Source organism: Sphingobium sp. SJ10-10, from assembly GCF_036038995.2.
Lineage (GTDB): Bacteria > Pseudomonadota > Alphaproteobacteria > Sphingomonadales > Sphingomonadaceae > Sphingobium.
Genome location: NZ_CP158132.1, coordinates 2,190,111 through 2,210,405 on the forward strand (window position 1 = coordinate 2,190,111; position 20,295 = coordinate 2,210,405).

The window sequence follows — 20,295 nt, forward strand, 5'->3', positions numbered from 1 at the left end:
CCTTAAGCGGCCAGCTCGCGCATCTCGGCAAGCCGATAGCGCAAGGTGCGTTCGGAAATGCCGAGCTTGCGCGCGGCGGCGGCACGGTGACCGTCGGTTTCGCGCAGCGCGGCGCGGACAGCCTCCAGCTTCGAATGATGAGCCACGTCGCGCAGGCGGATCGGATCGGCGGGCGCCAGAACCTGCTCCACGATGCGAAGCTGCGGCGCGCCGGTGATGTGCAGATCGTCGGCGGAAATGCGGTCGCCATCCCGCAGGACAACGGCGCGCTGCAGCACATTGCCCAACTCACGGGCATTGCCCGGCCAGACATGGGCGGTCAGCTTTTCCAGAGCGGCGGCGGTCGGCCACACAAAGGCGGCCTTCGCCATATCCTGATGCCGCAGCAGCATGGCGGCGGCGATGGCGGTCACGTCGCCCGGACGCTCGGCCAGCGGGCGCAGCTCCAGCGGCATGACGTTGAGGCGCCAGTAAAGATCTTCGCGGAAGCGCCCGGCGGCGACTTCGGCGGCAAGGTTGCGGTTGCAGGCAGCGATGATGCGGACATTGACCGGCACCGGATGGGTCGCGCCGACGGGCAGCACTTCGCCTTCCTGAAGGGCGCGCAGCAGCTTGGCCTGAAGCGCCAGCGGCAGTTCCGCGATTTCGTCGAGGAACAAGGTGCCGCCGTCCGCCGCCAGGAACAGGCCTTCCGAAGCATTAGCCGCGCCGGTGAAGCTGCCCTTCTTATGACCGAAGAGCATCGCTTCCATCATGGTTTCGGGGAGCGCCGCGCAGTTGACGGCGATGAAGTCATGGGCGGTGCGGCCCGACTGGGCGTGGAGGAAGCGCGCCATGCCTTCCTTGCCGGTGCCGGTGTCGCCCTGGATCAGCACGGTGGCGTCGCTGCGCGCCACGCGGCCGGCCAGCGTCATCAGGCGCGCGCTGGCATTGTCGCCCACCGCCGGGAGAGCCGCCGGACGGGCCAGCTCCGCGATCAACGCGAAGGCAAAGCCCATATCTTCCAGACCGAATGCCACGCGGGCAGGCAGGCCGTTGGCGGCGGGCACCAGCGAAGGCGCCCCGTCCACCAGGTTTATCAATATGTCGCGATGGGTCGCATGGCCGATCTCGGTCGCTAGCAGGACGCGCCGCCTGTCCCGTTCCGCGCCCTCGCGCTCACGGGGACTTTGCGCGTCCACGATCCGCACGGAATAGAACGCATTTTCCAGCCAGTGCTGCAGGCCCGGAACGAGCGCGCAGACTTCTCGGCTCACGTCCAACGATGACATGAACTTTTGTCCCCATGATTTGGTAGGATTGTGCCCCCGCACGCCCCTGACCCCTTCGATGGTTTGAAACTGCCGGACTGTGGTTAGCATATGGTTAATGCGGCAAACCCCTTGCCGCATAACGGCAATTTTTTTCCGCCTTGCCGGAACTTTTCCCCCGCTTCTGCATATAGGGGCGCCCATAAAGGTCGATTTAGCCCCGGTTTTCCGGGCTTTCCTGAAAAATATCAGAAAAAACGGGCAACGGGCTAAAAGCTCTTTCGCCCCTGCCGTTATCCCCTTTCGAGGCCGCAAGCAGCCTGATGGCAGCGACCTGATAGTGAACGGAAAGGGATTATCATGACTGTTATCGGAACCAACTCCTCGGCGCTGCGCGCCACCAATGCTTCGGCCATGGCCAACAAGGCTCTCAGCACCGCGATGGAACGCCTGTCGACCGGCAAGCGCATCAACAGCGCGAAGGATGACGCCGCCGGTCTGGCCATCGCATCGACCATGACCTCGCAGATCCGCGGCATGACCCAGGGCATCCGCAACGCCAATGACGGCATCTCGCTCGCTCAGACGGCGGAAGGCGCGCTGGGCGAAGTCAGCAACATGCTGCAGCGTATGCGTGAACTGACGGTTCAGGGTCTGAACGGCACCAACGACACGAAGTCGCAGGGCAACATCAAGAATGAAATCGACCAGCTCGGCAAGCAGATCGACTCGGTGCTGAGCAAGACCCAGTTCAACGGCAAGGACCTGTTCTCCGCGTCCGCCCCGGCCACGATCGACATTCAGGCCGGCGCCAGCGGCACCGACACCGTTTCCCTCACCCTGGGTCAGCTCGACCTGTCTGCCGTCGCCACCTCGGCCGGCGGCGCGTTGAGCGGCACCGTGGCCGCCCCCGCTTTCGCAGCGACCGACCTCGCCGCCTACGACACGGCACTGGCAACGGTGGCGACCAAGCGCGCCGATCTCGGCGCCGCGCAGAACCGCCTCGAATCGACGGTCAACAACCTGACGGCGAACGTCACCAACCTGACCGACGCCCGCAGCCGCATCGAAGACGCCGACTTCTCGGCCGAAACGACCGCGCTCGCCAAGCAGCAGATCCTGAGCCAGGCTTCGACCGCGATGCTGGCCCAGGCCAACCAGAGCCAGCAGGGCGTGCTGAAGCTGATCAGCTAAGGCCTGACAAGAGATTGACCGGCTGGGGTCTTGGTCACCTCAGCCAGTCATGCCGCCTCCGGCACATTATCAGTCCCCACCGTGCCGGGGGCAAAGACTTCGATGAAACGACCAGCTTAACGAAGCCTCCGTCCCCCCGGGCGGAGGCTTCATCGCATTTGTCGATCGGCCATTTTCCAGTCAATGCGGGATCGAAACACTTGCATTGGCAGTTGTCGCACCCATGATGATCGCCATGACCAAGATTTCTTCGACCGGGATGGGGCGGCGCGCCATGATCGCCGCCTCCGGCGCAGCGCTGCTGCTTCCCCGCGCCCTTTTCGCCCAACCCCGCGGCGGCGCTTTTTCCTGGGACATGGTGATCGGCCGGGCGCAGCGGCTGACGCGCGCGCCCTTTGCCGTGACGCCCTTTTTCCCCGGCGCGGACAAGATCGGCTATGACGCCTTCAACCAGGCGCGCTTCCGCGATGAACGGACGATCTGGAACGACCTGGGCGGCGACACCGGCCTTCGCCTTTTCCCTCTGAGCAGCACGGTGCAGCAGCCGGTCGAGATCGCGCTGGTCGAAAGAGGGCGGGCAACGCCGCTCCGCTATGATCCCGACATGTTCGACGCCCCGCCCGGCAATGCGGTGCGCAATCTTGGCCCCGATGCCGGCTTTTCGGGTTTCCGCATCATGAACGCGGCGCGGGACGGCGACTGGCTGTCCTTCCTGGGCGCCACTTATTTCCGGGCGCCCGCGGAAAAGCAATTCGGCCTGTCGGCCCGCGCCGTCGCGATCAACACCAGCATTTCGGGCAAGGAAGAATTTCCCCGCTTCACCCATTTCTGGCTGGAGCGCACCGGGCGCAGCAGCGTCACCGTCTATGCGCTGATGGACAGCGCCTCGCTGACCGGCGCCTTCCGCTTCGCCAACGAGCTAACGCCGCAGGGCGTGCGGCAGGATATCGACGCCGTGCTGTTCGCGCGCAAGCCCATCGCCGAACTGGGACTGATGCCGATGACCAGCATGTTCTGGTACGATCAGGCGGACCGGGCCAAGCGCACCGACTGGCGCCCGGAAATCCATGACAGCGACATGCTGTCCATCGCCAGCGCCGACGGCACCGCCCATTGCCGCCCGTTGGTCAATCCCTCAGCGCCACGCGTCGATGTCTTTGCCGAGCGCAATCCCAGGGGCTTCGGCCTGCTCCAGCGCGACCGCGATTTCGACCATTATCAGGATGACGGCGTCTTCTACGAACGGCGCCCATCGCTCTGGGCGACCAGCCGCAAGCCGTTGGGCGCCGGGCAGGTGCGACTCTACGCCTTCCCGACCGACAGCGAATATACCGACAATGTCGCGGCCTATTGGACGCCCGCCGCCTCCATCCGCGCAGGCAGCCGGATCGAGGCGAGCTACCGGCTCGACTGGTCAGCGGCGCGAACGCCCGGTTCGAGCGGCCTCGCCACGGTCGAGAATATCTGGACCGGGCAATCGGGCGAGGCCGGGGTCGAACGCTTTCTTGTCGACTTTGCCGGGGTTCCGGCCCAGACTCGCCCGGACATATGGGTCGACCTGGCAGGAGGAACGCTGGTCAAAAAGGCGGGTTATCCCGTGCTGCATCAAAAGGACATGTTCCGGATGGTCCTGGATATTCGTCGGGACCGGGGCAAGTCGACCGATATTCGCGCCCAACTTCGCACTGGCAATCGCCCGTTCAGCGAATATGTGCATTACCCGCTCGGCGCTTGACGGCAGGGCTTGTTGTGGAACCCGGCGGGTTTGAGCCGGGTTTGCTTAAGGCGGTGAACCGGAAAATGGGTCGGACATGAAAGCAACAGGCGGCAGGCACACGGATAAGACCATGGGATCGGCGCCCGTACGGGCGTTCGAGCATCTTCCCGTGGAACGGCCGCTGGCCATGCCCGCGCAGGATTTTTCCGCGACTCCACGCGACCTGCCGCATCGCCCCTTCAACATCGATCTCTGGGCGCGACGGACGTTGGTCGTTCTGCTGGCGCTGCTGCCCGCATCCATGGCGGCGCATGAGATGCGGCGGTCGATTGGCCTCGACGGCATTTCGGCGTGGGAGGGGGTTTATCTGGCCCTGTTCATCCCTCTTTTTGCCTGGATCGCCTTCGGCTTCGCGACCAGCCTGATCGGCTTTCTGCTGCTGACCATGGGCAAAGGGCAAGGCGTGCGGCCCTATCGCGCGCGCACCGCCCCGCCTCTGCGCGGGCAGACAGCCGTGCTGCTGCCCGTCTGCAACGAGGATTTTCAGGGCGTGCTGGGCCGCCTGTCGATCATGGAGCGCTCGCTGGCGCAGGTGATGGGCGGCGAGCGCTTCGAATTCTTCATCCTCAGCGATTCCAACCCCGAAAATGGCGAGATCGAACGCGCCGCCTATATGAAAATGCGCAAGGGCTTCTCCCGCCCGGTCCACTACCGCCGCCGCGCTCTTAATATCGGCCGCAAGCCCGGCAATATCGCGGAATGGGTGGAACGCTTTGGCGGCGCTTACGACTATATGATCGTGCTGGACGCCGACAGCGTGATGAGCGGCCAGACCATGGCGCGTTTGGCATCCGATATGGAGCGGCATCCGCATGTCGGCCTGATCCAGACCGTGCCCTCGATCGTCGGCGCCACGACCTTCTTCGCCCGCTGGCAACAATTTGCCAGCCGCCTCTTCGGGCCGATCTCGGCTGCCGGCATGATTTGGTGGGCAGGGTCGGAAGGCATGTTCTGGGGCCACAACGCGATCCTGCGGACCAAGGCCTTCGCCCAAAGCTGCGGCCTGCCCGAACTGCCGGGCCGCGCGCCCTTTGGCGGGCATATCATGAGCCATGACATGGTCGAGGCTGCGCTGCTGCGCCGCCGTGGCTGGGACGTGCATATCGTCATGGCCGACGACAGTTTCGAAGAATTTCCGCCCTCCCTGCCCGATCTCGCCACGCGTGACCGGCGCTGGTGCCAGGGCAATATCCAGCATGTTCCCCTGCTCACGAAGATCAGGGGCATGCATCCGGTCAGCAAGTTCCAGCTCTTCGTCGGCGCTTCGGCCTATTGCACGTCGCCGCTCTGGCTGGCGCTGATGCTGGTGGTGCTGGGCGGTGCGGCAGCGGGCGTGTGGCCGCCGAGCGCGATCCTGCCCTCGGGCGGGTTGCTGGCGCTGACCGGCGTGCTGCTGTTCGGGCCGAAGCTGCTGGCGCTGCTCTGGGCGCTGGCCGATCCGGCGCGGCGCATCGGTTTTGGCGGTGGCGTCCGGATGATGCGCGGGGTGATCGCGGACATCGCCCTGTCGATCCTGATGGCGCCGGTCAGCATGCTGACCCAGACCATCAACCTGTTCGGCATCCTGATGGGCCGCAAGAGCAGTTGGAACGGCCAGACCCGCGACCGCGACGGCATGGCGATACTGCCCGCCATCTGGCTGTTCAAATGGCATATATTGCTGGGTGCGGGGCTGACGCTGCTGGCGGTCAAGTCCGACACTTCGCTCGGCTGGGTCATCCCGGTGGTGGCGGGGCTGGCGCTGGCGCCCTTCTTCGCAGCCTTCACGGCGCGCAAGGATTTGGGCACGCATGTCGCGAAAAGCGGGCTGTTCCAGGTGGCGGAACCCTGGTGGCGGACGCAGAATTACCAGAAGTCGCGCTATCGCCAGCTTCAGCTCGATAATGCAAAGCCGCCGTTCGATGGATTGTCGAACCCAGCGAATGATAGTTGATCAGTCCCAATCCCGCAGCTTCTCGCGCAGCTTGTCGAGCGCCGCCTTCTTGATCTGGCACACCCGCGCCGCGCCGATATCCAGCGTCGCGCCGATTTCCTCCAGATTCAATTCCTCGACGAAATAGAGCTGAAGCACCAGCGCCTCGCGCTGCGGCAATTCCCCGATGCATTTGGCAAGCGCGCCTTTGAGCGCCTCCCGCTCCATCACATCGTCGGCGCGATCCTCGACATCCGCGAACCACATGGACTGGTCGGAATAGACCTCATCCATGCTGCTATGCTGCACCATCTCGCAACTGTCGGCCACTTCACGATAGGCGGCGGCATCCAGCCCCATCTCCGCAGACATTTCCGCTTCGAGCGGCACACGGCCCAGCTTCTGTTCCAGCCGGCCGCGTATGCCCGCCAACTGCTTCCGCTGGGCCATGGCGGAGCGCGTCATCGTCGCATGGCGGCGCAGATGGTCGATCATCGCCCCGCGCACGCGCAACTGCGCGTAGGAGGCGAAACCCAGGCCCCGATCCTCAAAACCATTGGCCGCCTCGACCAGCGCGACCATGCCGATCTGGAGCAAGTCCTCAATCTCTATGGCGCTGGATACACGGCCATGGACGTGCCAGGCGGTCTTGCGCACCAGCGGCATATAGCGGCGCGCGAGCTGTTCGGGAGAATTGGCATTGCCGGTGCGGCCATAGGTGTTGGCATCGGAACCGGCGACGACCCTGTTCATATACATTGGTCAGGCTCCTCAGGCGACGCGCTCTCGGGCGGCGGACTCTCTGGGCAAAGGATCATGGCGCGGCGCGGGCCGCTGCTCGCCGCCGACCACGGCGACGACCTCCACGCCCTTGCCATCGGGAATTTCCAGGAAGGACAGCACGGGCGTCTCCGGCAGATGCGGCTTGAACAGGCGGGCCAGCGCGCGGCGCGCGAGCGGCGAGGTGACGATGGCGAAATTGCGCGCCTGGCCCAGCAACGGGCGGGCGGCCTGCACCACCGCCTCGATGATGCGGTTGGCGAGCGCGGGCTCGATCGGGTGACGGGCGTCGCCCGCGACGCGCATCGCCTGCGCCAGCAGCGCTTCCAGATCGCCGTCCAGCGTGATGACCGGCAGCGGCATCTTCACCGGCACCAGCCCCTGGATGATGAGCGAGCCGATGCGTTGACGCACCGCCTCGACAAGCTGGTCGAGGTTCATGTCCGGGCGGGCCGCATCGACCATCGCCTCGCAAATGCGGCGGAAGTCCTTGAGCGCGATCCCTTCGGCCAGCAGGGCGCGGCAAAGCGCGGAAATCTGCGTCAGGTTCAGCAGCCCCGGCGTGAGACCATCGACCAGTTGCGGCGCGGCTTCCTTAAGGTTGTCGAGCAGCTTGCGCGCTTCGTCCAGGCCGAACATCTCGCTGGCGTTCATCGCGATGAGCTGGTTGAGATGGGTGGCGACCACCGTCGGCGGATCGACCACGGTATAGCCCGCGACCACGGCTTCGCTGCGCTTGGCAGGCGAAATCCAGACAGCGTCGAGGCCGAAGGTCGGGTCTTTGGCCTCGCGGCCGGACACTGTGCTCTCCAGCGCGCCGCTGTCAAGCGCCAGCAGATCGTCGGGGAAGATCTCGTCCTCGCCCACGACGACGCCGGCGATGGTGATGCGATACTGGTTCGGCTCCAGCGCCAGATTGTCCTTCACGCGGACCATCGGCACGACGAAGCCCAATTCCTTCGAAAGCTGGCGACGAATACCGGTGATGCGGGCCATCAGCGGCGCGCCCTTGCGCTCGTCGACCAGGCCGATCAGGCCATAGCCGATCTCCAGCCCCAGCACCGCGCCGTCGGACACGTCGTTCCATTCGATCAGCGCGGGGTTCGGCGGCGGGGCAACCGCTTCAGGTTCGGCCGCCTTGCGCTGACCGGCCTTGCGGAGCTGCCAGGCGATGCCCCCCGCGATCGCGGCGGCGGACAGGATGATCATGTGCGGCATGCCCGGCAAAATGCCGAGGAAAGTCAGGATCGCCGCCACCGGAATCCAGGCCTTGCCCGAACCGAACTGGCTGGTGATCTGGCCGCCCAGATCCTGTTCGCTGCCGACGCGGGTGACGATGGCCGCCGCCGCGATGGAGAGCAGCAGCGCCGGAACCTGCGCGACCAGCGCGTCACCGATGGCAAGAACGATATAGGTTTGCGCGGCCTCTCCGATCGACAGGCCATGGCTGACCACGCCCAATATGATGCCGCCGACGATGTTGATGGCCAGGATCAGGATGCCTGCAACCGCATCGCCCTTCACGAACTTGCTGGCACCGTCCATGGAACCGTAAAAATCCGCCTCGGTCGCGACTTCGCGGCGGCGAACCTTGGCTTCTTCCGGCGTCAGCAGGCCGGCGTTCAGGTCGGCGTCGATCGCCATCTGCTTGCCGGGCAGAGCGTCCAGGGTGAAGCGCGCCGACACTTCCGACACGCGGCCCGCGCCCTTGGTGATGACGACCAGGTTGATGATCATCAGGATGGCGAAGACGAAGATGCCGACAACATAATCGCCGCCGATCAGGAAGTGACCGAAGGCCTCGATCACATGGCCCGCCGCGTCCGACCCTTCATGCCCCTGCACCAGCACCACGCGGGTCGAGGCGACGTTCAGCGCCAGCCGCAGCAGCGTCGCGAACAGCAGCACAGTCGGAAAGCTGGAGAAATCCAGCGGCTTCGCCGCATTCAGCGCCACCATCAGCACGGCCAGGCTGATCATGATGTTGGTGATGAACCCGACGTCCAGCATGAACGCAGGCACCGGCACCATCATGAACAGCACGACCATCAGCGTCGCAAAGGGCAACACCGCTCCCTTGGCGGCGCTCGTCCAGATCTTCGCTTTGACTTGGGCAGGAGTCATCTTTGGCCGTTACCTTCCGAGGGTGGCGAGCATGAGATAGGCGAGGCGCGCGGTCTGCGGTTCCGGCCGGACGGTGACGTCGGCGGCGGTCGCAAGGCGCTGGGTTTCGATCCGCACATAATCGGCGGGCTGGACCGTCTTCGCGCCGGAGGGCAGCGCGTTGTCGGCATATTGAATATCGCCGGTGCCGATCGAATCGAAACCCTTCTGGAGCTTCGAGGCAAAGCGGCCGCGGATTTCGGCAAAGCTGCGGGCATTGCCCTGGCGGTCGTAGAAGATCGAGCGGTTGGCCCGCGCCGCCGCCGGGAACATTGACGCTGCCGTCGCGTCGGGCGCGCGGTCGTTCATCGCCAGGAATTTGCTCGCCCCGCCAACGCCCAGGAAATGGGCCATGTAGAGATCGACCGGCTCAGCCTCGCGGCCCAGCCGCTGTTCCAGAGTGGCCTTGTTGTCGGCGGCATGTTCGGCCGCCATGACGGAGGCGGTTTCCGGATGCTTGCGCAGGTCGAGGATCTGCTGGCGAAGATCGGGGTCGGACACATAATAATGGCCGTTGCTGCCCCGGCTGATCGCGTCGGCAGCCCAGCCCAGGCCATATTCGCTGCCATGCTGGTCGATGACCGCCAGCCAGCTTTGATCGACGAACTGGTACAGCCCTGTCGCGGACGAAGTCGTCGCGCGGGCAGTGGGGTTCAGGCTGCTTTCGATTTTCGCCTGCCCCAGCAGATAGGCGAAGTCCACGCCTGTCCTGCGGCTGGCCATGGCGATCGCGTTGGTCACGCGATTGCCCGCCGAAGCGCCTGTTGCGGTGATGTCTGCGAAAGCCGACACTGGTTGCTCAAATCCCCATTGGTATCGAGGGTCAATAGAGCAAGTGACGTGCCAAGATTTGGTTAACGCGCGCTCATAATTTGCTTTTCGCGTTCGGTTCGACGCAAAAAGGCGCCCGTGGGCGCCTTTCGGAAACAAGCAGAAAATGGCGGTTTTTTTAGCGGCCGTAGACCAGCGGCGCGGTTTCTGCGCCCTGAGCGGCGAGAATGGTCAACCGCTGATTCGCATGATCGGCGAGCAGGTTGGTGCGAACCCGCGCCGATTCGATCAGGGGCTGCAAAGCCTTCAGCCGTTCCCGCACCACCTCATCGGAACGCCACACGCCAATGGCGCGGACGGTGGAGGCGGCTGCGGCAATCCGGCGGGTCGCCGCTTCGATCGCCGCAACGTCCGTGCCGTCCAGCACCGACCGCAGCTCTTCGAAAGCCGCGTTCAACGCATCCAGCGCTGCAAGACCGAGCGGCATGGGACGGTTCAGTCCGCGACCGGCAGGTCGAGGGCGATCATGCGATCAGCGATCGCCGCCGGATCGACCGGATAATTGCCCGACGCGATCGCGGCCTTGATGGCGGCCACGCGATCCATGTCGACCGGCGCGCCTTCCGCCGCCATGCGGGCAGCAGGACTGGCGGAACTGGCCGCCGAAGATGCGCTGACAGCCGAACCAGCCGACGAAGCGCGTGTTGTCTTGCTGCCTTCCTTCAGGCGGGTCGCCTCCAAGGCGGCGCTGATATTCTGGCCGACAGACTTGATCATCGTTTCAATCCTTCATTCGTCCCGCACAGCCTATATACGGCCGGGTTCAAAAATTATTAAATCCCGGAACACGAACTATTCCCATTTCCACGACCTGCGCCAGAATCGGCGCGGCTTTCTTTTCCTCGCGCACGCGGATCGTCTGACCCACGGCGCCATCCTCGTCCGCGACCATCATGCGCGAGACGCTGAAACTCGCATTGCCCGCCATCAGTTGGACGGGGTCGCCTTTCTTCACGACGGCCTCCTTGGGGATGGCCCGCGCGGCAGGCGCGTAGCGCGCAACCGGCCCGGAAGACGCCGCCGCCGCACCCGCGCCCAAAGGCACGCGGATGCGCCAGCCCAAGGCGTCGCATTTGACGATCGCCGCACCGAAGACCGGGCCGTCGACGCCGGGCGTCGTGGGGCAGGCGGCCAGCCGCAATCGCCGGTCCACCGGCGCGATCGGGCCGCCCGGCTCGCCTATATTGGCGCCGACGGTCATCGCAACCAAACTGTCGATACGGTCCAGATTCTCGAACTTCTGCTGCGCCAGCGCAGGATCGGACGCCGATATGGACAGCGCCAGAAGGAGGATCTTGGGGAAATTCGTCACGGTTTCTCTCCGATGAAGCGGACAGCATCAACCATTGATAAAAGCAAACATCGTGCCAAGCTGTATTACCTGCCCGGCATGACCCGGATGACCTGCCCCTTGCCCGAAGCGCCGTCGAGCTGGTCCAGCCCGCGAATGACCAGCCGGTCCCGCCCGACGCCATGGTCTTTCAAGGCCCGCGCCACGGCCCCCAGCCGCGCCGCCGCCAAATCCCACGAATCAAAGCGCTGCCGCCCTGGATCGGTCCCCTGGCTGCTGATCTCCAGCCGAGTCCGGCCCGAAGCGAAATGTCCCGCCAAGGCCGCCAGACGCGCCTCTCCGGCGGGCGTGAGCAGCGCCTCGCCCGGCAGGAACAGTTCGGCCGCCCGCATTTCCGTCGCCTTGGCAAGCGCTCGTCCGCCAAATTGCTGACGCACCTGCGCCAGCATCGCGTCCCGGCGCTGCCCGCTGGCCTGCAACATCACGAAAAAGCCGAGCAGTAGCAGCAGCAGATCGGCAAAGCTGAGCGCCCAGCGGCTGCGCCGGGCGCCGGAGGATGTCAGGATGCTCATGCGACCTCACGGATCGAGGCGCGGCGCAGCGGCACATTTTCCCGGCGCGCAATCGCCGCCATGCGGTCCGCCACTTCCTTCTGCCAGGCCAGTTCACGTTCCGACAGGTCGGCCAGCCGCGCAGCGATGGGCGCGGCCATGATATTGGCGATCACGACGCCGTAAAAAGTGGTGAGCAGGGCCAGCGCCATGGACGGCCCCAGCTTGGCGGGATCGTCCATGCCCGCGAACATGCCGACCAGCCCGATGATCGTCCCCGCCATGCCCAAAGCGGGCGCGGCATCGGCAATCGAAAGCCAGACGTTGCGGGCGCTTGCATGCCGCTGGGCCCGGTCTGCCAGAGTCTGTGCCGCCCACAGTTCGAACTGATCGGTCTTCTCGCAATTGGCGAGCTTGCGCGCAGCCTGGGTCAGGAAAGGATTGGCGGTCTTCACCCGGTCCGTACAGGCCAGGCCACGCAGTTGCGCCACCTGATCGATCTTGAGCAGCGCCGCCCGCGCGGCGTCGCGATCCTTTGCCGGATCGGCGCTCAGCAAAGGCGCCAACGCGGCAAAGGCGCGGCCCAGCGCCCGCCCGCCATTCTGGAACAGCGCAACGATCCCGATGCCGGCCATCATCGCCAGCAAGGTCAGGGGATCGAACAAATGCGCCAAGATACCGACCATATCACCGTCCCCAACTCATCCTCCGGTCAGGCGGCAAAGCCCTGCCACCGACCGGCAAATTTCTGCCGCCCTTGCCGCCATGCCCATGCGAACCCCCGGATTTCCGCCATTTCCGCCTTGCCGATGCGTCACCCACGCAAATTGGCACGGCTTTTGCGAATATCAGGCTGGATCAGCCGCAGTTCACGCCATCAGGCCTTAGAACGGCGGAGGATCGGCAAGTTTTAGGCCTTCAGGGTCGAAAAAACGGAAAGACGAAAATGTCGCTGGAAGACGGATTGTTCGGGATACATGGAAAGGCGCTGGCGCTTCGCTCGCAGCGGCTCTCCCTGCTCGCGTCCAACATCGCGAACGCCTCGACGCCCGGTTACAAGGCGCGCGACATCGATTTCGAGTCCGCGCTGAAGGAAGCCACCACGCAGCAGAGCAAGTCGGCCGCCGACGTGTCGCAAGCTGTCGATGACTCGATGGGCTATCGCGTGCCGCTGCAATCCAGCCTTGACGGCAACACCGTCGAACTCAGCACCGAACAGACGCTGTTCGCGGAAAACGCCGTCAAATATCGCACGACCCTCTCCTTCCTTGAGGGCCGCATCAACACCATCACGCGCGCCTTGAAGGGAGAATGAGCATGAGCGGTTCTGGCCCCATGAACGTCTTCGACATCGCCGGCCGCGCCATGAGCGCGCAGCTCGTGCGCCTGAACGCGACCGCATCCAACATGGCCAATGCCGGCAATGTCACCGGCAGCGCGGCGGAGGCCTATCGCGCGATCAAGCCGGTGTTCCAGTCGGTCACCGACAGCCCCGGCGTCTCGACCGTCAAGGTCCAGAATGTCGTCACAACCAATGCGCAGCCCACCAAGCGCCACGATCCCAACCATCCGCTGGCCGACAAGAATGGCGATGTCTGGGAAGCGGCCGTGGATAGCAGCGCGGAGCTGGTCGACATGATCGAGACCGCCCGCATGTACCAGAACAATGTGCAGGTGCTCAACACCGCCAAATCCCTGATGCTCGAAACCATAAGGATCGGCAAATGACGACCACCACCGCAACCGACAGCGCGGGGCTTTCGGTCTATAACCCCTATGCCAATGTCGGCACCGGCAAGTCGGAAATGGGCCAGGCGGATTTCCTGCGCCTGCTGACCGCGCAGATGCAGACGCAGGATCCGTTCGAACCGATGGATAACGCCCAGATGGTCTCGCAAATGGCGACCATCACCAATAGCAGCGGCATCGCGGAAATGAATCAGACGTTGAAAGGCCTGGCGTCCGAACTGAGCGGCACCCGGCTGGGCGATGCGGCGAGCTGGATCGGCAAGTCGATGCTGGTCCAGAGCAATATCGCCGCGCCCGACGCCGCCGGCCAATATATGGGCCAGCTGAGCTTTGCCGACGCCACCAGCGGCGCGAGCGTCAATCTGGTCGACGGCAACGGCAACGTCCTCAAGACCATCGACCTTGGCAATCAGCCTGCGGGCAACGTCAATTTCTTTTGGGACGGCAAGGATGACGCAGGCAACACCGTCGCCACCGATGCGCTGAAGATCAAGGTCAACGGCGCCACGCCCAGCCGCGTCGCAAGCTGGGCCACCATCGCCGCCGTCCAGTCACCCGCCGACGGCAGTTCGTCCAAACTCATTACCCCATTGGGCACCTACAGCCCGTCCGACGCCATTTCCCTCGCCTAACTTCACTCGAATCCTTTTCACCCCCAAAATCCTTTTCACCCAAGGAGCAACGCCATGTCCTTCTACATCTCGCTTTCCGGTCTCAAGGCGGCCCAGTCCGACCTCTCGACCATCTCCAACAATGTCGCCAACGTGAATTCGACCGCGTTCAAGAAGAGCAAGGCCGTGTTCGGTGACATCTTCTCGTCCGCGCCGATGCAGACCACGACCCAGGTGTCGGGCCAGGGCGTCCGCGTGCAGGGCGTGAACCAGCAGTTCACCCAGGGCACCATCGAAACCACCGACAAGACGCTGGACCTCGCCATCACCGGCGAAGGCTTCTTCACGGTCAAGCGCACCGCCGACAATCAGGTCAGCTATACCCGCAACGGCGCCTTCTCGGTCGATGAGAGCCGCTATGCCGTCGACACCACCGGCGCCCGGCTCCAGGTGATCCCGCTCGATCCGGTCACCGGCGTTTCGACGGTCACGGGCACGGTAACCACCGCATCGCTCTCCGACCTCAAGGTTCCGACCAACTGGCCCGACGGCGGCACCGGCAACCAGCTTTCCAGCGTGGGCGTGTCGGAAGAAGGCAAGATCACCGGCGTCTATGCGGACGGCACCACCGTCTATCTGGGCGCGACCGCCATGGCCGCGTTCAACAGCCAGGAAGGTCTGCGCCAGCAGGGCGACGCGCACTGGACCGCCACCAACGCCAGCGGCACGCCGATGCTCGGCATGGGCAATAGCGGCCTTTACGGCTCGGTCCGCTCGGGCGCGCTGGAACGCTCCAATGTCGATATCACGGAAGAGCTGGTCAGCCTGATCTCGGCCCAGCGCAACTTCCAGGCGAACTCGAAGGCGATCGAAGCGGCCAACACGCTGTCGACCACCATCGTGAACATGCGCACCTAAACTCCTTCGTCATCCCCGCGAAGGCGGGGATGACAGGATTGTTTCCGGCACCCGCAAGAACAGGACTCACCCATGGACCGGCTCGTCAATACGGCACTCACCGCGATGCGCGGCGCGATGGCGCGGCAGGCGGCGATCTCCAACAATCTGGCGAACGTCAACACCACCGGCTTTCGCGCGGAAATCGCCAATGCCGAGACGCGCTGGATCAAGGGCGACAGCCTCAACACGCGGGCGCAGGCGTCCGAACAGGTGATCGCCGCCGACATGGCGCAAGGCGCGGTCACCGAAACCGGCAATCCGCTGGACGTGGCCCTGAACGGCGATGCGATGCTCGCCGTTCAGGGTCCGGACGGCGGCGAAGCCTATACGCGCCGCGGCGACCTGAAAGTCACCGACAGCGGCCTGCTCACGACCGGCGACGGCCTGCCCGTGCTGGGCGAGGGCGGACCCATCACCCTGCCCCAGATGGACAGCGTCTCCATCGCCAAGGACGGCAGCATCTGGGGCGTGCCGCAGGGCGGCGATCCCGCCAATCCGCAGCAGGTCGACAAGCTGAAACTGGTCAGCCCGGTCGGCTCCAGCATCGCCAAGGGCACGGACGGGCTGTTCCGCGAAGTGAATGGCGGCGCGCTGCCCGACGATCCGCTCGCCAGCGTGACCGGCGGTTCGCTGGAGGGATCGAACGTCAACGCGACGTCCGCGCTGGTGCAGATGATCGAGGCCAGCCGCGCCTGGGAAACCCAGGTCAAGATGATCGACACCGCCAAGCAGCTCGACGACGGCGGCGCATCGCTGATGCGCCTCGACAGTTAATGGTTAATTTTGGCACGACCCTTGCTTTGAAGTCCGCATGAGCCTGCCTCACGGAGATAGACGATGACCAACGCAGCCCTTCATGTCGCCCGCACCGGCCTTGACGCGCAGAACACGAAGATGCGCGTGATCGCCAACAATCTGGCGAACGTCAACACCACCGGCTTCAAGCGCGACCGCGCCGATTTCGAAACGCTGGCCTATCAGCAGATCGTGGCGGCGGGCGCCAATTCCGACAGCGAGAACAAGTTCGCCACCGGGCTCAATCTCGGCTCGGGCGTCGCGTTGCAGGGCACGGCCAAGATCAACACGCAGGGCACGCTCAACCAGACCGAGAATGTCCTCGACATGGCGATCGAGGGTTCGGGCTATTTCCAGGTGCAGCAACCCGATGGCTCCATCGCCTACACCCGCGCCGGCAATTTCACGACCACGGCCGAAGGCACGGTCGTCACCAGCGACGGCCTGCCGCTGATCCCGCAAATCACCGTGCCGCAAGGCGCGACCAGCGTCACCATCGGCAATGACGGCACCATCTCCGCCACGCTTCAGGGACAGACCGAACCGACCCAGCTCGGCCAGATCGAACTGGCGAGCTTCATGAACCCGGCGGGCCTGACCGCTGTCGGCGGCAATCTGCTCAAGGAAAGCGCCGCCAGCGGCACGCCGCAGGTCGGCGTCGCGGGGCTGGATGGCCGGGGCGTCGTCCGCTCGGGCTATCTCGAAACCTCGAACGTCAATGTCGTGGAAGAGCTGGTCGACATGATCGAAACCCAGCGCGCCTATGAGGTCAATTCCAAGATGATCAAGGCGACCGACGAGATGCTCCAATACGTCAACCAGCAACTGTGAGCCGGATGATGCGCCTCGCTTCCGCCTCCCTGCTCGCCCTGTCGATGGTCACTCTTGCCGCCTCCCCGGCCATGGCCGGCAAGAAGCGCGATGCCGAGCGGCAATTTTATGCCCCCACGGTCGTTGCCGCTCCTGCCGCGCCTGCGGCCAACGGTTCGATCTTCCAGGCGTCGATGGGCTATACCCCGCTCACCAGCGGGGCGCGGGCAACCAGCGTGGGCGACATCATCACCATCGTCCTGGTCGAAAGGACGCAGGCGACCAAGAGCAACAGCGCCGACACCAGCCGCGACGGCAGCATCGCGCTGACGCCGCCCAGCACCGGCCCCCTGTCGAAGCTCTTCTCCGCCAGCGACATCGGCTCCAGCGGCAGCAACGCCTTCACCGGCAAGGGCGCCGCCACCCAGTCCAATGCGCTGAATGGCGAGATCACCGTGACGATCGCGGCGACCTATCCCAACGGCACGATGCTGGTGAAGGGCGAGAAAGCGCTGACGCTCAATCGCGGCGACGAATATATCCAAATCAGCGGCCTCGTCCGCCAGGCCGATATCGGCCCGGACAACCGCATCGCATCGACCCGCGTGGCCGACGCCAGGATCATCTACACCGGCAAGGGGGAAATCGCCCGCGCCAGCCGTCAGGGCTGGTTGCAGCGCTTCTTCTCCATGATCAGCCCCTTCTGATGGAACGTCTTATGACCTCCCTCTCGCGTCTCCTTCCCTCCTCCGTCATCCCCGCGAAGGCGGGGATCCATCTCCCGACTTTGCATCGGAGGATAAGGCAGGAGATGGATTCCCGCCTGCGCGGGAATGACGGCATTTTGTTGGGCAAACGTCTGGTGCGCGATGCCATCATCGCCCTGTTGGCCACCCTCACCCTTTTTGCCGCCCCGGCCCATGCCGAGCGGATCAAGGATTTGGGCACCTTCCAGGGCGTGCGTCCCAACCAGCTCACTGGGTACGGCATCGTCGTCGGCCTCGCTGGCACGGGCGACGACAGCCTGGATTATGCGACGCAGGGCATGAAGGGCGTCGTTTCGCGTTTCGGCCTGACGCTGCCGCAGGGGATCAATCCGGCGCTCAAGAACGCGGCGGCGGTGCTGGTGACGGCGGACTTGCCCGCCTTCGCCAAGCCCGGCCAGCGGCTTGACGTCACCGTCTCGGCGCTCGGCAAGGCCAAGTCGCTGCGCGGCGGCACGCTGATCATGACCCCGTTGCGCGGCGCGGATAACGAGATTTACGGCATGGCGCAGGGCAACCTCGCCGTCGGCGGCCTCGGCGTGTCCGGCGCGGACGGCAGCCAGGTGTCGGTCAACATTCCCTCCGCCGGGCGCATTCCGGGCGGCGCGACGGTCGAACGCGCCGTAGCCACCGGCTTCGACACCGCGCCCACCCTTACCTTCAACCTTTCGGAAGCCGACCTCACCACCGCCCTTCGGGTTGCGGACGGCATCAACCGCACCTTCGGAGATCATCGCGCCAAGGCCACGGATGCCGTTTCGGTCTCCATCGACGCCGCGCCGGGCGCGACCGACCGCGTCATGATGATGGGCCTGATCGAGAATATCGAGGTTTCGCCCGCCGACGCGCCCGCCAAGGTGATCGTCAACGCCCGCACCGGCACCGTCGTCATCAACGGCGCGGTGAAGATCCATCCCGCCGCCATCGCGCACGGGAAAATCACCGTCAGCGTCAATGAATCGCCCCGCGTGGTTCAGCCCGCGCCCTTCTCTCAGGGGCAGACGGCAGTGGAGCAATCCAGTTCGATTTCGATCGATCAGGAAAAGCGGCCGATGATTAATTTTAAAGGTGGAGCCTCTTTGGCCGATATAGTCAAAGCGGTGAACGCCATCGGCGCCTCCCCTGCAGACATGGTCGCGATCCTGGAAGCCCTGAAACAGGCGGGCGCGTTGAAGGCTGAACTGGTGGTGTTGTGATGCAGATACACTCGACTTCGACGGCGGCGGCCCAAGCCGGCGGAACCCAGAACAAGGCGTCGCTGGAAAAAGCCGCGCAGCAGTTCGAGGCGATCTTCCTGCGCCAGATGATGGGCGCGATGCGCTCGGCCAGCCTGGCCGAGGGCATCAGCGATTCCAGCGCCACCGATCAGTTCCGCGACATGGCCGACGCCCGCACCGCCGACAGCATGGCGAGCCGGGGCACGCTCGGCATCGCTGAAATGCTGATGCACCAGTTCGGCGCGAAGCTGGGCGCATCCAGCCCCGCCGCTGCGGGCCAGGCTGAAGGCAAGGTTGAATGAGCGACCTCTTCATCATCGGCGCGTCCGGCACAAAGGCCTATCGCACCGCCATGGCGGCGGTGTCGGAGAATATCGCCAATGCCAGCACGGAGGGCTATTCGCGCCGGTCGGTGACGACGATCGAGTCCGGTTCCTCCACCGCGACCATGGCCGTCTATATTTCCCGCGGCAATTTCGGCGGCACCGACGTCAAGAGCGTCAACCGCGCCACCGATCCCTATCTGGATGCCACGGTACGCTATACCAATATGCAGCTCGGCAGCGCGGTGGCGCGGATGCGCTGGCTAACCGATTCGGAAACGGCGCTCAACGACACGGAAACCGGCGTCGGCCAGCTCATGACCGGCATGTTCCAAAATATGGACAAGCTGGCCGCCAGCCCGAACGACAACTCCCTGCGCGTGACGACGCTGGACAGCATCAGCCGCGTCGCGCAAGCGTTCCAGCAGACGGCGGCGGATCTGACCCAGGTGTCGAGCGGCATCGCGACCGAGGCGCAGGCGTCCGTGACGACGATCAACCAGGCGCTCTCGGCGCTGGCCGACATCAACAACAGCCTGCTGCGCGCGGCGCCGGGCACTTCGGCCTATGCGCAACTGCTCGACGGGCGCGACGCGGCGCTGGGCACATTGTCGTCCAACCTCAATATCGACGTCAGCTTCGGCGCGCATGATCAGGCGCAGGTCACGCTGAACGGCCAGACGCTGGTGCAGGGCAGCAGCGCCACACCCCTGGCCCTTACCGTCAATAGCAACGGCACGCTGGCGCTGGCGACGAGCGGCGGCACTGCGCTCGCCGCGCCGACCAGCGGCGCGCTGGGCGGACTTTTTTCCGCCGCCGTTACCGTGGCCGATCGGCACGCCAGCCTCGACACGCTGGCGCAGCAGTTCGTCACCGACATGAACGCCTGGCATGCCCAGGGACGTACCGATGCGGGCGCCGCCGGCGCGGCGCTGCTGTCCGGAACCACCGCCGCCAGTGTCACCGCGCTGATCAGCGACCCGGCCCAGCTTGCCGCCAAATCGTCGGACGGCACGCCGAACGGCAATCTGCTGACCGTTTCGGCGTCTCTGCGCGGCAATGGCAGCGTCGAACAGGGCTGGACCGCGCTGATCGCGACCCATGCCAACCTCCTCTCCTCCACCAAGGCGGAGCAGACCACGGCGCAGAGCCGCAGCGATCAGGCCGTGACCGCGCGCGAAGCGGTGAGCGGCGTCGACCTCGACATGGAGGCGGCCGATTTGTTGCGCATCCAGCAGGCTTATTCGGGCTGCGCGAAGATCCTTCAGGTCGCGAAGGAAACCGTCGACGCGATCCTGCAGATCATCTGAAGGGCAA

The 20,295-nt window shown here is 64.9% G+C and carries 22 protein-coding genes; 13 read left to right on the forward strand and 9 right to left on the reverse strand.

Going from position 1 to position 20,295, the window contains the following annotated elements; all coding sequences use genetic code 11:
- Positions 1–2 precede the first annotated feature (2 nt).
- Complete coding sequence (locus tag VVT58_RS10655; protein ID WP_327754987.1) at positions 3–1,271, reverse strand: sigma-54 dependent transcriptional regulator; 1,269 nt, start codon at positions 1,269–1,271, stop codon at positions 3–5.
- 339 nt (positions 1,272–1,610) lie between these two features.
- On the opposite strand from VVT58_RS10655, the gene VVT58_RS10660 reads away from it, so the two are divergent.
- The 3 genes from VVT58_RS10660 (at position 1,611) to mdoH (ending at position 6,154) form a co-directional block, all read left to right on the forward strand.
- Positions 1,611–2,444 carry a flagellin gene (locus VVT58_RS10660; RefSeq protein WP_327754988.1) on the forward strand — a complete coding sequence of 278 codons (834 nt, stop codon included), beginning with the start codon at positions 1,611–1,613 and terminating at the stop codon, positions 2,442–2,444.
- A gap of 223 nt (positions 2,445–2,667) precedes the next feature.
- The gene (locus tag VVT58_RS10665) at positions 2,668–4,179 is read left to right on the forward strand and encodes a glucan biosynthesis protein (protein WP_405053698.1); all 1,512 of its coding nucleotides are present in this window, start codon (positions 2,668–2,670) and stop codon (positions 4,177–4,179) included.
- Positions 4,180–4,255: 76 nt separating this feature from the next.
- Entirely contained in the window at positions 4,256–6,154 is a 1,899-nt protein-coding gene (gene mdoH, locus VVT58_RS10670; RefSeq protein ID WP_327754990.1) for a glucans biosynthesis glucosyltransferase MdoH, read from the forward strand.
- Here mdoH and VVT58_RS10675 read toward each other — a convergent pair whose 3' ends face one another.
- The 8 genes from VVT58_RS10675 to VVT58_RS10710 all read right to left on the reverse strand — a co-directional run bounded on the left by VVT58_RS10675 (position 6,155) and on the right by VVT58_RS10710 (position 12,435).
- On the reverse strand, positions 6,155–6,886 hold the full coding sequence (locus VVT58_RS10675) for a sigma-70 family RNA polymerase sigma factor (protein WP_405053699.1): 732 nt from the start codon (positions 6,884–6,886) through the stop codon (positions 6,155–6,157).
- An 18-nt stretch (positions 6,887–6,904) separates the two neighbouring features.
- Positions 6,905–9,037 carry a flagellar biosynthesis protein FlhA gene (gene flhA, locus VVT58_RS10680; protein ID WP_327754992.1) on the reverse strand — a complete coding sequence of 711 codons (2,133 nt, stop codon included), beginning with the start codon at positions 9,035–9,037 and terminating at the stop codon, positions 6,905–6,907.
- 9 nt (positions 9,038–9,046) lie between these two features.
- Positions 9,047–9,868 carry a flagellar biosynthesis protein FlgJ gene (locus VVT58_RS10685; RefSeq protein WP_087574571.1) on the reverse strand — a complete coding sequence of 274 codons (822 nt, stop codon included), beginning with the start codon at positions 9,866–9,868 and terminating at the stop codon, positions 9,047–9,049.
- A gap of 157 nt (positions 9,869–10,025) precedes the next feature.
- Positions 10,026–10,334, reverse strand: coding sequence for a hypothetical protein (locus VVT58_RS10690; protein ID WP_066554674.1), 309 nt, complete (start codon positions 10,332–10,334; stop codon positions 10,026–10,028).
- 8 nt (positions 10,335–10,342) lie between these two features.
- The gene (flgM, locus tag VVT58_RS10695; protein ID WP_327754993.1) at positions 10,343–10,624 is read right to left on the reverse strand and encodes a flagellar biosynthesis anti-sigma factor FlgM; all 282 of its coding nucleotides are present in this window, start codon (positions 10,622–10,624) and stop codon (positions 10,343–10,345) included.
- Between the two features lie 46 nt (positions 10,625–10,670).
- Positions 10,671–11,219 (reverse strand): flagella basal body P-ring formation protein FlgA, encoded by a 549-nt coding sequence (locus VVT58_RS10700; RefSeq protein ID WP_327754994.1) that lies wholly within the window; start codon positions 11,217–11,219, stop codon positions 10,671–10,673.
- A gap of 65 nt (positions 11,220–11,284) precedes the next feature.
- Positions 11,285–11,770, reverse strand: coding sequence for a flagellar motor protein MotB (locus VVT58_RS10705; RefSeq protein ID WP_327754995.1), 486 nt, complete (start codon positions 11,768–11,770; stop codon positions 11,285–11,287).
- Positions 11,767–12,435, reverse strand: coding sequence for a MotA/TolQ/ExbB proton channel family protein (locus tag VVT58_RS10710; RefSeq protein ID WP_327754996.1), 669 nt, complete (start codon positions 12,433–12,435; stop codon positions 11,767–11,769). The genes VVT58_RS10705 and VVT58_RS10710 overlap by 4 nt, the downstream gene beginning before the upstream one ends.
- Before the next feature lie 260 nt (positions 12,436–12,695).
- Here VVT58_RS10710 and flgB point away from each other — a divergent pair, with 260 nt between their 5' ends.
- From flgB to flgK, 10 genes are all read left to right on the forward strand, one after another.
- Positions 12,696–13,064, forward strand: coding sequence for a flagellar basal body rod protein FlgB (gene flgB, locus VVT58_RS10715; protein WP_066554657.1), 369 nt, complete (start codon positions 12,696–12,698; stop codon positions 13,062–13,064).
- Positions 13,065–13,066: 2 nt separating this feature from the next.
- Positions 13,067–13,477 carry a flagellar basal body rod protein FlgC gene (gene flgC, locus VVT58_RS10720; protein WP_327754997.1) on the forward strand — a complete coding sequence of 137 codons (411 nt, stop codon included), beginning with the start codon at positions 13,067–13,069 and terminating at the stop codon, positions 13,475–13,477.
- The gene (locus VVT58_RS10725) at positions 13,474–14,130 is read left to right on the forward strand and encodes a flagellar hook capping FlgD N-terminal domain-containing protein (protein ID WP_327754998.1); all 657 of its coding nucleotides are present in this window, start codon (positions 13,474–13,476) and stop codon (positions 14,128–14,130) included. The genes flgC and VVT58_RS10725 overlap by 4 nt, the downstream gene beginning before the upstream one ends.
- A 54-nt stretch (positions 14,131–14,184) precedes the next feature.
- Positions 14,185–15,027, forward strand: a complete 843-nt coding sequence (locus VVT58_RS10730; RefSeq protein ID WP_327754999.1) for a flagellar hook-basal body complex protein — start codon at positions 14,185–14,187, stop codon at positions 15,025–15,027.
- Between the two features lie 72 nt (positions 15,028–15,099).
- Entirely contained in the window at positions 15,100–15,843 is a 744-nt protein-coding gene (gene flgF / locus VVT58_RS10735) for a flagellar basal-body rod protein FlgF (RefSeq protein ID WP_327755000.1), read from the forward strand.
- 63 nt (positions 15,844–15,906) lie between these two features.
- Positions 15,907–16,695 (forward strand): flagellar basal-body rod protein FlgG, encoded by a 789-nt coding sequence (flgG, locus tag VVT58_RS10740; protein ID WP_327755001.1) that lies wholly within the window; start codon positions 15,907–15,909, stop codon positions 16,693–16,695.
- Between the two features lie 8 nt (positions 16,696–16,703).
- Positions 16,704–17,381, forward strand: coding sequence for a flagellar basal body L-ring protein FlgH (locus VVT58_RS10745; RefSeq protein ID WP_327755067.1), 678 nt, complete (start codon positions 16,704–16,706; stop codon positions 17,379–17,381).
- The gene (locus tag VVT58_RS10750) at positions 17,381–18,634 is read left to right on the forward strand and encodes a flagellar basal body P-ring protein FlgI (RefSeq protein WP_327755003.1); all 1,254 of its coding nucleotides are present in this window, start codon (positions 17,381–17,383) and stop codon (positions 18,632–18,634) included. The genes VVT58_RS10745 and VVT58_RS10750 overlap by 1 nt, the downstream gene beginning before the upstream one ends.
- Complete coding sequence (locus tag VVT58_RS10755; RefSeq protein ID WP_327755005.1) at positions 18,634–18,957, forward strand: rod-binding protein; 324 nt, start codon at positions 18,634–18,636, stop codon at positions 18,955–18,957. The genes VVT58_RS10750 and VVT58_RS10755 overlap by 1 nt, the downstream gene beginning before the upstream one ends.
- The gene (gene flgK / locus VVT58_RS10760) at positions 18,954–20,288 is read left to right on the forward strand and encodes a flagellar hook-associated protein FlgK (RefSeq protein ID WP_327755006.1); all 1,335 of its coding nucleotides are present in this window, start codon (positions 18,954–18,956) and stop codon (positions 20,286–20,288) included. Before VVT58_RS10755 ends, flgK begins: the two co-directional genes overlap by 4 nt.
- Positions 20,289–20,295 lie beyond the last annotated feature (7 nt).